General features: G+C 38.6%; 12 protein-coding genes. 11 read left to right on the top strand and 1 reads right to left on the bottom strand.

Going from position 1 to position 12,610, the window contains the following annotated elements:
- The first annotated feature begins 3 nt into the window (after positions 1–3).
- From N7Z68_RS02370 to N7Z68_RS02360, 3 genes are read left to right on the top strand one after another with little or no spacing between them, the layout of a single operon-like run.
- Positions 4–471: a hypothetical protein gene (locus N7Z68_RS02370; protein ID WP_275116850.1), complete on the top strand. Its 468-nt coding sequence runs from the start codon at positions 4–6 to the stop codon at positions 469–471.
- Positions 455–1,117: a glycosyltransferase family 2 protein gene (locus N7Z68_RS02365; RefSeq protein ID WP_275116849.1), complete on the top strand. Its 663-nt coding sequence runs from the start codon at positions 455–457 to the stop codon at positions 1,115–1,117. The genes N7Z68_RS02370 and N7Z68_RS02365 overlap by 17 nt, the downstream gene beginning before the upstream one ends.
- A 1-nt stretch (position 1,118) precedes the next feature.
- Positions 1,119–1,916, top strand: coding sequence for a hypothetical protein (locus N7Z68_RS02360; RefSeq protein ID WP_275116848.1), 798 nt, complete (start codon positions 1,119–1,121; stop codon positions 1,914–1,916).
- A 104-nt stretch (positions 1,917–2,020) separates the two neighbouring features.
- Here N7Z68_RS02360 and N7Z68_RS02355 read toward each other — a convergent pair whose 3' ends face one another.
- Positions 2,021–2,275 (bottom strand): DUF2627 domain-containing protein, encoded by a 255-nt coding sequence (locus N7Z68_RS02355; RefSeq protein ID WP_275116847.1) that lies wholly within the window; start codon positions 2,273–2,275, stop codon positions 2,021–2,023.
- A gap of 200 nt (positions 2,276–2,475) precedes the next feature.
- Between N7Z68_RS02355 and N7Z68_RS02350 the strand changes: the two genes are divergently transcribed.
- The 8 genes from N7Z68_RS02350 (at position 2,476) to N7Z68_RS02315 (ending at position 12,585) form a co-directional block, all read left to right on the top strand.
- Positions 2,476–4,542, top strand: a complete 2,067-nt coding sequence (locus tag N7Z68_RS02350) for a sigma 54-interacting transcriptional regulator (RefSeq protein WP_275116846.1) — start codon at positions 2,476–2,478, stop codon at positions 4,540–4,542.
- Positions 4,543–4,676: 134 nt separating this feature from the next.
- Positions 4,677–5,600 (top strand): phosphate butyryltransferase, encoded by a 924-nt coding sequence (gene yqiS, locus N7Z68_RS02345; RefSeq protein WP_275116845.1) that lies wholly within the window; start codon positions 4,677–4,679, stop codon positions 5,598–5,600.
- Positions 5,601–5,612: 12 nt separating this feature from the next.
- Positions 5,613–6,707, top strand: coding sequence for a branched-chain amino acid dehydrogenase (gene bcd / locus N7Z68_RS02340; RefSeq protein WP_275116844.1), 1,095 nt, complete (start codon positions 5,613–5,615; stop codon positions 6,705–6,707).
- 14 nt (positions 6,708–6,721) lie between these two features.
- A complete protein-coding gene (gene buk, locus N7Z68_RS02335; RefSeq protein WP_275116843.1) occupies positions 6,722–7,840 on the top strand; it encodes a butyrate kinase in 1,119 nt (372 codons plus the stop codon).
- A complete protein-coding gene (lpdA, locus tag N7Z68_RS02330; protein ID WP_275116842.1) occupies positions 7,841–9,262 on the top strand; it encodes a dihydrolipoyl dehydrogenase in 1,422 nt (473 codons plus the stop codon).
- Positions 9,263–9,278: 16 nt separating this feature from the next.
- On the top strand, positions 9,279–10,271 hold the full coding sequence (locus N7Z68_RS02325) for a thiamine pyrophosphate-dependent dehydrogenase E1 component subunit alpha (protein ID WP_275116841.1): 993 nt from the start codon (positions 9,279–9,281) through the stop codon (positions 10,269–10,271).
- 14 nt (positions 10,272–10,285) lie between these two features.
- The gene (locus N7Z68_RS02320) at positions 10,286–11,269 is read left to right on the top strand and encodes an alpha-ketoacid dehydrogenase subunit beta (RefSeq protein ID WP_275116840.1); all 984 of its coding nucleotides are present in this window, start codon (positions 10,286–10,288) and stop codon (positions 11,267–11,269) included.
- Between the two features lie 17 nt (positions 11,270–11,286).
- Positions 11,287–12,585: a dihydrolipoamide acetyltransferase family protein gene (locus tag N7Z68_RS02315; protein ID WP_275116839.1), complete on the top strand. Its 1,299-nt coding sequence runs from the start codon at positions 11,287–11,289 to the stop codon at positions 12,583–12,585.
- Positions 12,586–12,610: the final 25 nt, after the last annotated feature.

Here is a 12,610-nt window from a genome sequence, read left to right as displayed (position 1 = left end):
CAAATGAAACCACGGACTAATTTCATTTTATTGTTTACTTTTTTATTCGGTGCTTTTGTCGGTGTCGTTTTAGATAAAGATTGGTTGAACGACCAACAATTATTATATTTTAACCAACTGCAAACTGAGAATAGTTTGTTAAAGGCTGAAAGAAACGAGTGGTTAAGTTTTGTTGCTGAAGAAATAGGGTCTATACCACTTTATATCGCCTCAGAAGATGAAACGTATAGCAGTTTAGCTTTTTTGCTTGAAGAAATTGGAGCTGAAGTCAAACTGATTGAAAAGGGAGTAGAACCGATACTTGAAGAGGAGGGCATATTAATTTCTTTAGGAAATGAACTTTATCATGATTTTGAAGGACCACATATGGCATTAGAAGCCATCCCTATTCATGAGATAGATGTGCAGAATTTTTACTTGACGTTACTAAGACTAAAAGGAGAAATTTATACACATGAACATTCAAGCTAGTGTTGTAATTCCTGCGTTTAATGAACAGGAGCGAATAGAACATACACTAAAAACGTTAAAAGAACAATCATGGGTCCAAGAAATTATTACTGTAAATGATGGAAGCAGTGATGCAACTGGTGAGATCTGCGAAAAATACAGCGATGTTACGGTTCACTTTAAGTCAAATCATGGAAAAGGACAAGCTTTAAAAGCCGGTTGGGAAAAAGCAAATGGCCTGTATATTGTTAGTTTGGATGCCGATATCGGTTCAACAGCAAGTGAAGGTAAAAAATTATTAACTCCATTAACATATCCGTTTATTGATGTAGTAATAGGTACTCTTCCGCCATCCAAAAAAAGAGGTTTTGGTTTTGTTAAACGAAAAGCCCAAAATGTCATCTATAAAAAAACGGGCAAGTGGGTCACTTCACCGTTATCAGGGCAACGTGCCTTTCATCGGAAATGGTTACCTGCATTGCTAAATAAAAATTACAACGGGTTCGGAATTGAATTGGCTATGACGATTGACTTGATTAATGCGGGAGCCCAAATCGTCGAAGTTGATACTAATATAACCCATAGACATACAGGAAAAAACTTAAGTGGTTTTTTGCATCGTGGAAAGCAGTGGCTGCATATCGAAGCCGCATTGAGAGGTGGTTAAAGTGATAATTTTATCTTTTACATTACCTTTAGTTGCTATTGCTAGTATGCTTTTCTTTACACGTATGAATTGGACGTCAACAAACTTTTTAAAACGTTCTATTCCTTATAGCATTGGTTTTTTTGTACTGTACAGTTATATGACTTTTGCCATTTTCTCGCCTTGGGACATTTATGTATTTAGTGGTGTAAGTATGATTTACTTATTTGGTTTATGGTTGATTGGGTTAGTCGATGATGTTATGGGAGATAGGAGAACAAAAGGTTTAAAAGGACATCTTCAAAAATTGATTCAAGAGGGAACTTTTAGTACGGCATTACTGAAATTAACGGGTACAATTATGTTAGCTTATGTATGGATTAGTTTAATGGAACCTGCAACGGTAGAGCAATGGATTCGTTACTCGGTCATTTTAATTTTAACACCGCATGTCATGAATTTATTTGATACAAGACCCCTTAGAGTATGGAAAGTATCACTTCTTCATGCTGCCATATTTTTACCGTATGTTGTAGTGGATGTTCCGTTTGCCTATTACTTATTTCTGTTATCATTCTTTTTTCTATTTTATGTTTTAGATGGACATGCCGTTGCTATGTTAGGTGATAATGGAGCAACATTAATAGGCGGGATTTTAGCCATCGTCACCGTATTATATGCTCCAGTGTTACAGCAGTATGTTGTCATTACCTTATTAATTTTATTAACCGTTATTGCTGAGCGGATTTCTTTTTCAAAGTGGATTGAAAAGCACCCATTAATGAAGAGAGTCGATAAATGGGGATTATCAATAAAATAGATGAGGTTGGATTTAAGTAGATTGAATTCCTAAAGAAAAACGATATATAGATGAACAACGAAAATGGTTGTCACTATATATCGTTATATAAGGAGGGGATATGCTTAATTCAGCTTATTTTTTGTTTTCTTTTGAAAACGAGGAGCGATTTTGTTGTTTTTACGATCACGGTGAAAGATAAACCCGCCAATAAAAGCAATCCCTAGTATACAGAGAATTAGACCTGCAATAAATTGAAACCATAGTGAGAAAAATGGAGTATGGAGAATTTGGAATACGGTATCCCGCATCAGCTTTATTCCATAACCTGCAATAATTGCTGGTATTACTAAAATCATTAATGCAATAAATCGTTGCATAGAAAAATATCCTTTCATTATTACTTTTTGAGGTGATTTCTAAAGTTATATGGATTATAAAAGTGCTGCACTTTTATAAAAAGATACTACAATTATTATTTTAATTGATTATACCATGTTGTCCAAGTAATCAGTTGCAAGTTTTCTAAGTTTCAGTAATAGTTGTGTATAGGGTAAGTTCCTTTAAAGGGGGAAGTAACATGAAAACAGTTGTTATTATTGGTGCCGGGAGAGGCGGTACGGCTTTATTGAAGCTCCTAATGGAAACAAAAAAAATGGAAGTTATCGGAGTTTCTGATATTGATCCTCAAGCACCAGGTATGCTTATTGCAGAAGAAAATAATATCGAAACACAGATGAATTGGAAAGACTTAATCAGTCCAAAAATAGACATTGTAATTGAAGCTACAGGCTCTAAAGATTTAATTGAAGAAATAAAGGAAGTTTGTCATAAAGACACGACAGTGATTTCAGGAACGATCGCAAGCTTTATTTTTCAATTAATTGATGAAAAAGAATCGTTAATAGCTTATATGAAAGAGCACGGAACGGTTCAAGAAACGATCCTCAATTCGACCCATGACGGGATGATTGCGATAAATATGCACAGTGAAGTGACATTATTTAATGATGCTGCAGGAAAAATGGCTGATATTGATGCGAAGTCAGCGATTGGTCAAAAGATTGGAAAGGTTATGCCGGCTAGTCAATTACCGCGAATTCTGCAAACGCAGAAGGAAGAAACCAATCAAGAGCAGTTGTTAGATAATGGGCGTAAAATCTTAACCACACGTGTACCGTTAATTTGTGGAACTGAAATGATTGGTGCTCTAGCTGTTTTTAGAGACATTACAGAAATTGTTCAAATGGCAGAGGAGGTCACGAGTCTAAAAAGTATTCAAACGATGTTAGAGGCGATCATCCACTCTTCAGATGACGCCATATCAGTTGTTGATGAACAAGGTTTAGGTATTATGATAAACCCTGCTTATACGAGGTTAACAGGGCTGATGCCTGAAGATGTGATTGGAAAACCCGCAACCGCTGATATTTATGAAGGTGAAAGTATGCATATGCACGTCCTTAAAACGAGGAAGGCAGTAAGAGGAGTCCAAATGAGGGTAGGTCCAAAACGAAAAGATGTTTTAGTAAATGTAGCACCGGTTATTGTGGATGGGATTTTAAAGGGGAGTGTTGGAGTCATTCACGATACTTCTGAGATTAAAACGTTAACGGATCAATTACAGCGTGCAAGGCAAATTATTCGAACATTAGAAGCCAAATATACGTTTGATGACATTATTGGTGATTCGGATGAAATGAAAGTAGCTATCGAGCAAGCGAAGTTGGCTGCTACGACGCCAGCGACGATTTTATTGCGTGGAGAGTCAGGGACGGGGAAGGAGTTATTCGCGCACGCCATACATAATGAAAGTGAACGAAAATATAATAAGTTTATTCGTGTAAACTGCGCTGCCATTTCTGAAACGCTGTTAGAAAGTGAATTGTTCGGGTATGAAGAAGGTGCATTTTCAGGCGCAAAGCGTGGTGGAAAACGAGGGCTTTTTGAAGAAGCAAATAAAGGCAGTATCTTTCTAGATGAAATTGGTGAGTTGTCAGGAAATATGCAAGCTAAACTCTTAAGAGTATTACAAGAAAAAGAAATAGTAAGAGTTGGCGGGACAAAACCAATTCAAATTGATGTACGAGTTATTGCTGCAACAAATGTTAATTTAGAAAAAGGTATGAATGACAATACTTTTAGAGAGGATTTATATTATAGATTAAATAAAATGCCGATTTTTATACCACCGCTTCGTGAACGTAAAGAAGATCTTCCAGAGCTTTGTATCCATTTAATACATAAACTAAATCAAGATTATGGAAGAGCCATTTATAACATCTCCGGTGAAGCGCATGAACTTATTAAAAAGTATGATTGGCCGGGCAACGTAAGAGAGCTTGAAAATGTACTGGGACGAGCTATGATCTATATGACATTAAATGAACATGTTATCGAAACGAAACACTTTCAGCACTTACCTACGATTGAAAAAGGAACAGTAGAGTCAAAAGCAACCTCACATGTGCTAGGGTCTGGTACTTTATCAGAGCAAGTAGAAAACCTAGAGAGGGAAATTATTATTAATACACTAGAGAATTGTGAATGGAACAAAACCGCTGCAGCGAAAACGCTTGGTTTATCTGTTAGGAATTTATATTATAAAATGGAGAAGTATAATATTGAAAAAAATTTCACGCAATAATTTTCATACTATGAAAATTATTGCACACTTTCTTTTTTGAAAAACTGTAAAATAAAGCGCTTTCACAGTGAATACTTTTGGCACGGATCTTGCAATAGTAAATCTGAGAAAGAGAGAAAGAAGGGAAAGAGGTTATGTTATTACAAAACATGCTTTCGAGGGTTGCAGATTTCCCTAATAAAATTGTTGCTGTCGCTGCTGCAGACGATGAACGAATGATGATCGTTGTAGAAGAGGCTGTACGTTTAAATCTTGCATCTTTCTTGTTGTTTGGAAATGAAGAAAAAATCCGTCAATTAGTAGAGCAAAGAAAAATTAATTGGCAACATGTTACTATCGTTTCCACAGACAGCGTAGAAAAATCTGCTCACGAAGCAGTAAAAGCTGTTCGTAACGGTGATGCGGATATATTAATGAAAGGAATGGTCCCTACATCAATTCTCATGAAGGCAGTCTTAAATAAAGACTACGGATTAAGAGTAGGTAAATTATTTTCACACGTAGCAGCGTTCGATATACCAAATTACGATAAGTTGCTGTTTATTACGGATTCTGCCCTTAATATTGCACCTGATTTAAATCAGAAGGTTCAAATCATTGAGAATTCAGTGGAAGTTGCACGGAAGGTAGGGGTTCAATTACCTAAAGTAGCTCCAATTGCTGCTGTCGAAGTGGTTAATCCTGAAATGGTAGCCACAGTAGATGCTGCGCTTTTATCCCAAATGAACCGCAGAGGGCAAATTAAAAATTGCATAGTTGATGGACCGCTCGGGTTAGACAACGCCATCTCTAAAGATGCGGCCCAGTACAAAGGAATAAAGGGAGACGTCGCAGGTGAGGCTGATATTTTATTAGTCCCTACTATAGAGATAGGTAATATCCTATACAAATCTTTAGTTTATTTTGCGAAAGCCAATGTCGGCGGTTTTATTACTGGAGCAAAGGCACCAATTGTATTAACGTCGAGATCAGATTCAACAATAAACAAATTGTATTCAATAGCATTTGCCTTAAATTCAATTAGCACTAAAAAAGTTTTAGAACATCAAGCACATTAGGAGGAAACAAAAATGGAACTTTTCAAGTATATGGAACTATATAATTATGAGCAGGTTGTTGTTTGTCAAGATAAAGAGTCAGGTTTAAAAGCGATTATAGCTATTCACGACACTACGTTAGGCCCAGCATTAGGTGGTACGAGAATGTGGATGTACGAAAGTGAAGAGGCAGCTTTTGAAGATGCATTACGTTTAGCTCGTGGTATGACATATAAGAATGCTGCTGCAGGTCTAAATCTAGGCGGCGGTAAAACTGTAATTATCGGTGATCCTCGTAAAGATAAAAACGAAGAAATGTTCCGTGCGTTTGGACGTTTCATTCAAGGGTTAAACGGTCGTTATATTACCGCAGAAGATGTGGGGACAACTGTTGCAGATATGGACCTTATTCATGAGGAGACGGACTATGTAACTGGTATTTCACCTGCGTTTGGTTCTTCAGGAAATCCATCACCTGTAACAGCATATGGTGTATATGTTGGGATGAAGGCTGCAGCGAAAGCTGGTTTTGGATCAGACTCTTTAGAAGGAAAAACGGTAGCGGTTCAAGGTGTTGGAAATGTTGCTTATAATCTTTGCCGTCACCTTCATGAAGAAGGAGCAAATTTAGTTGTTACAGATATTAATAAAGAAGCCGTTCAACGTGTTGTAGATGAATTTGGTGCAAAAGCTGTTGATATTAACGATATCTATGAAGTAGATTGTGATATCTTTGCACCGTGTGCGCTTGGAGCAATTATTAATGATCAAACTATTCCAAAATTAAAAGCTAAAGTAATTGCTGGTGCTGCAAACAATCAATTAAAAGAAACACGACACGGGGATCTCATTCATGAAATGGGAATCGTTTATGCACCTGACTATGTCATTAATGCTGGTGGTGTTATTAACGTAGCTGATGAGTTATATGGTTATAACAGAGAGCGTGCGATGAAAAAAGTTGAAGGTATATATGAAAACATTGAAAAGGTAATTGAAATTTCAAAGCGCGATGAAATTCCAACGTATTTGGCAGCGGACCGCATGGCTGAAGAGCGTATTAGAAGAATGAGAAATTCAAGAAAGCAATTTTTACAAAACGGACAGCACATTTTAAGTCGTAGATAAGTTGGTGATTGAAGATGGAGAGTCGACAAAGAGTTTTAGTTATTAATCCTGGATCGACCTCAACGAAAATTGCAGTATATGAAGGTTACACACCTCTTTTTATGACGAAAATTGAACATAGTTTAACTCAAATTCAATCGTTATCAACAGTTGAAGAACAATACGATTTTCGTAAAAAAGTTGTCCTGAAAACATTAGACGAAGAAGGTATTAACCTTTCAAAACTAGATGCAGTCGTTGGTCGAGGGGGATTAGTCAGACCAATCCCAAGTGGTACGTATGCTATAAATGAACTCTTACTTGAAGATTTGAAAGACGGATATGCTGGTTGGCATGCTTCGAACTATGGTGGAATTATCGCCTATGAAATAGCCAACCAGTTAAACATCCCATCGTTCATCGTGGACCCGGTTGTCGTAGATGAAATGGAAGAGGTCGCTACAGTATCAGGTCTAAAAGGAATAGCAAGAAAGAGTATTTTTCATGCTTTAAACCAAAAAGCTACAGCGAGAATCGCCGCCAAAGCGCTTGGGAAAAAGTATGAAGATTTAAAACTAATAGTTGTCCATATGGGTGGAGGAATTACCGTAGGTGTTCATAAGGAGGGGCGTGTCATTGATGTCAATGACGGGCTTTATGGCGAGGGCCCCTTCTCACCTGAAAGGGCAGGGACACTGCCTACGGGAGCAGTCATTGATCTTTGTTTTTCAGAAGGAATGACAAAAGAAAAGGCACTAAAATTAATGGCAGGTTCGGGTGGCTTAGTTAGCTATTTAGGAACTCAGGACGGCCATGTCATTGAGCAATCGATAGAAAATGGTAATGAAGAAGCATTATTTTACTATGAATCTATGGCGTATCAAATTGCAAAAGAAGTGGGCGCAGCTAGTACTGTTCTATCAGGTGAAGTGGATGGAATTATTTTAACCGGCGGTCTCGCATACAGTGAACGCTTAATATTATCTCTGACAGCGAAGTTAGAGTGGATTAGTGATATCCTCGTATATCCAGGTGAAGATGAGATGTTAGCGCTTGCAACAGGTGCGATACGTATCATCAATGGAGATGAAACAGCTAAGCATTATCCTAGTGGAAAGATGCTAAGTGAATTAGAAATATCAGGAGGTAAATAAATGGCTCAAGAATACGATTTGGTCATCCTTGGTGCAGGTACAGGCGGTTATGTTGCTGCCATTCGTGCGGCTCAATTAGGACTGAAAACAGCAGTAGTGGAAAAAGAAAAGCTTGGTGGAACATGTCTACATAAAGGGTGTATTCCTTCAAAAGCACTATTAAGAAGTGCAGAAGTGTTTGCAACAACGAAGCGTGCAAGTGATTTTGGGGTAGAAACGAGTGACGTTTCACTAAACTTCTTTAAAGTTCAGGAACGGAAACAAGCTATCATAGATCAGCTCCACAATGGCGTTCAACATTTAATGAAAAAAGGAAAAATAGATATTTATGAAGGAACGGGGCGTATTCTAGGACCATCGATCTTTTCACCGACTCCAGGGACGATTTCTGTAGAAATGAATAATGGTGAAGAAAATGAAATGTTAATTCCGAAAAACGTTATCGTTGCAACGGGTTCAAGACCACGAATGTTGCCTGGTATGCAAGCTGATGGAACACATGTCCTAACATCAGATGAGGCACTGCAACTTGAAGAACTTCCTTCTTCAATCATCATCGTTGGTGGTGGAGTTATCGGAATTGAATGGGCTTCAATGTTAGCCGACTTTGGAGTAGAAGTAACCGTTATTGAATACAGTGACCGTATTTTACCGACAGAAGATCATGAAATTTCAAAAGAAGCCCAACGTCTGATGAAGAAAAAAGGTATTAAGATTGTGACTGGTGCGAAGGTCCTTCCAGAAACTCTTGAAAAATCTGCTGGTGTCACGATTAAAGCAGAACATAAAGGTGAAGAAAAAACATTTACTGCCGATAAGCTTCTTGTCTCGGTTGGGCGAGCAGCAAACGTAGAAGGTATTGGACTTGAAAATACAGACATCCAAGTAGAAAAAGGGATGATTTTAACGAATGAGTTTTATCAAACAAAAGAGTCTCACATCTATGCAATTGGGGATGTTATCGGTGGATTGCAATTAGCACATGTTGCATCACATGAAGGTATTGTAGCAGTTGAACATATTGCAGGACAAAACCCCGACCCGATCAACTATGACACTGTCTCGAAGTGTATTTATAGTCACCCTGAAGTCGCGTCTGTTGGATTGACTGAAGCAGAAGCAAAAGAAAAGGGTCACGATGTTAAAACAGGAAAGTTTTTATTTAAGGCGATTGGTAAAGCGTTAGTATTCGGTGAAAGCGATGGATTTGTTAAATTTGTTGTTGATGAAAAAACAGATGATTTACTAGGTGTTCATATGATTGGACCTCATGTTACAGATATGATTTCAGAAGCAGCGATTGCAAAAGTACTAGACGCATCCAATTGGGAAGTTTCTCATACGATCCATCCACATCCGACGTTATCAGAGATTATTGGTGAAGCTGCTCTGGCAGTTGAAGGAAAAGCGATTCATTCATAATAGGAGGGATATATCCATGACAGAAAACCGTCATCAAGCATTAGGATTATCTGATGATAAAGTGTTAGAAATGTATGAAACGATGTTACTTGCGAGAAGAATTGATGAGCGTATGTGGCTATTAAATCGTTCTGGTAAAATACCTTTTGTTATATCTTGCCAAGGGCAAGAAGCTGCACAAGTAGGCGCAGCGTTTGCCTTAGACCGAGATAAAGATTATATCTTACCGTATTATCGTGACATGGGTGTTGTATTAACATTTGGTATGACAGCGAAAGATCTTATGCTGTCAGGTTTTGCTAAAGCAGAAGACCCGAACTCAGGTGGACGTCAAATGCCTGGGCACTTTGGTCAAAAGAAGAACAGAATCGTTACTGGTTCATCTCCAGTAACCACTCAGGTTCCTCATGCTGTAGGTATTGCTCTTGCTGGTCAAATGGAAGGTAAAGACTTTGTAACGTTTACGACTTTTGGAGAAGGTTCTTCTAACCAAGGAGATTTCCATGAAGGAGCAAACTTTGCAGGTGTTCATAAGCTTCCGGTTATTTTTATGTGTGAGAATAATAAGTATGCGATTTCTGTTCCTATCGAAAAACAATTAGCGTGTGAAAAAGTTTCAGACCGTGCGATTGGTTACGGAATGCCAGGTGTAACAGTAGATGGAAATGACCCGCTTGCCGTATATGAAGCGGTAAAAGAAGCGGCAGATCGTGGAAGACGAGGAGAAGGACCTTCACTTATTGAAACGGTTTCATATCGATTAACCCCTCACTCAAGTGATGACGATGATCGTACTTATCGTTCACAAGAGGAAGTTGAAGAAGCAAAGAAAAAAGATGCGATCTTTACATTTGCTGAGTACTTAAGAGGAGTAGGACTTCTTACTGAGGAAAAGGAAAAAGAATTAAACGACCGTCTTATGGCAATCGTCAATGAGGCGACAGAATATGCAGAAGAAGCACCATACGCACAGCCAGAAGAAGCAATGAAATACGTTTACGGAGAATAAGGGGGGAGAGAATTATGGCAGTTATTTCATATATTGATGCAGTTACGTTAGCGTTAAAAGAAGAAATGGAACGCGATTCAAAAGTTTTTGTACTAGGAGAAGACGTTGGGGCACGCGGTGGTGTATTCCGTGCTACTAAAGGTTTATATGATCAATTTGGAGAGCAACGAGTCATCGATACTCCTCTTGCTGAGTCTGCAATTGTTGGTGTTGGAGTCGGTGCTGCAATGTACGGGATGCGACCTGTTGCAGAAATTCAGTTTGCGGACTTTATTATGCCAGCAGTAAACCAAATTGTGAGTGAGGCCGCAAAAATTCGTTACCGTTCAAATAATGATTGGGATTGCCCGATGGTTATTCGTGCTCCTTACGGTGGTGGAGTTCATGGAGCGCTATATCACTCACAATCAGTAGAAGCGATGTTTGCTTCTGTTCCAGGTTTAAAAATTGTAATGCCTTCCACTCCTTACGATGTAAAAGGGTTATTAAAGGCTGCTATTCGTGATAATGATCCAGTTTTATTCTTTGAGCATAAGCGTGCATATCGCCTTATTAAAGGTGAAGTTCCTGAAGAGGATTACACGCTGCCAATCGGAAAAGCTGATGTAAAACGTGAAGGTGATGACATTACGGTTATTACGTATGGTTTATCTGTTCATTTTGCACTTCAGGCAGCAGAAAAGTTAGCGAAAGATGGTATTTCTGCACACATTCTTGATCTAAGAACAGTGTATCCGCTTGATAAAGAAGCGATTGTTGAGGCAGCAAAGAAAACAGGAAAAGTTCTACTAGTAACGGAAGACAATAAGGAAGGCAGCATCATGAGTGAGGTTTCAGCAATTATTGCAGAAGAGTGCCTATTTGATTTAGATGCGCCAATTCAACGTTTAGCTGGTCCTGATGTACCTCCTATGCCTTATGCGCCAACAATGGAGAAGTATTTTATGATAAATCCAGATAAAGTCGAAAAAGCAATGAGAGACTTAGCAGAGTTTTAATAGAAGGAGGTTCTATCATGGCTACAGAAATTACGATGCCCCAATTAGGGGAAAGTGTAACTGAAGGAACGATTAGTAAATGGCTTGTTAAGCCAGGTGATAAGGTAAATAAATACGATCCTATTGCTGAAGTAATGACAGACAAAGTAAATGCTGAAGTCCCGTCATCTTATACTGGTGTGATTCAAGATCTAGTAGCAGATGAGGATGAGACGGTAGCTGTAGGTGCAATTATTTGTACGATTGAAGTGGAAGGTGCAGCACCAGCAGCTGAAGAGAAAGTAAATAAACCTGTAGAAACTGCATCCGCTTCAGCAGCAAGTGCAGAAGAAACGGATCAATCGCAGAAGAAACGTTATTCTCCTGCAGTATTGCGCCTAGCCCAAGAGAATAATATTGATCTTGAGCAAGTCAATGGGTCCGGTAAAGGCGGACGAATTACTAGAAAAGATATACTTGCAGTCATCGAGAGTGGTGCGATCCCACAACCTAAAGCAGCAGAAACAGTAACACCACAACAGGAACCAACACCAGTGGCAGCTTCATCAACACCAACACCAGTTGCAACTCAGCCTGCAAAGGAAACGCAATCTATCGACATTCCTGTAGCGGCAGGTGATATTGAAATTCCGGTATCCGGTGTCCGTAAAGCAATTGCAGCCAATATGGTACGCAGTAAGCACGAAGCACCGCATGCTTGGACGATGGTGGAAGTGGATGTAACAAACTTAGTAAACTTCCGTAATTCTGTGAAAGATGAGTTCAAGCAAAAAGAAGGGTTTAATATTACGTTTTTACCGTTCTTCATTAAGGCGGTTGTAGAATCGTTAAAAGAATACCCTCAGCTTAACTCCATGTGGGCAGGAGACAAAATTATTCATAAGAAAGACATTAATATTTCAATCGCTGTAGCAACAGATGACGCTTTATATGTTCCAGTCATTAAACATGCAGATGAGAAAAATATTAAAGGAATTGCACGTGAAGTAAATGACCTAGCTGGAAAAGTTCGCACTGGAAAACTTTCAGGAGCAGACATGCAAGGCGGTACGTTTACAGTGAATAATACAGGTTCGTTTGGGTCTGTTTTATCAACTCCAATTATCAATTATCCGCAAGCGGCAATCTTGTCTGTCGAGTCAATCGTAAAACGACCAGTCGTTATGGAAAATGATATGATTGCGGTTCGAAGCATGGTCAACCTATGCTTATCTTTAGATCACCGAGTGTTAGACGGATTAGTTTGCGGACGCTTCCTAGCAAGTGTGAAAGAGAAATTAGAGAAGATCGGAAAAGATAATACTTCCATTTATTAATAATGGTGTGTAAAAGCATATTGTT

The organism is Alkalihalobacterium chitinilyticum, assembly GCF_029028005.1.
Lineage (GTDB): Bacteria > Bacillota > Bacilli > Bacillales > Bacillaceae_F > Alkalihalobacterium > Alkalihalobacterium chitinilyticum.
This window is presented reverse-complemented; position numbering and strand designations above follow the sequence as displayed.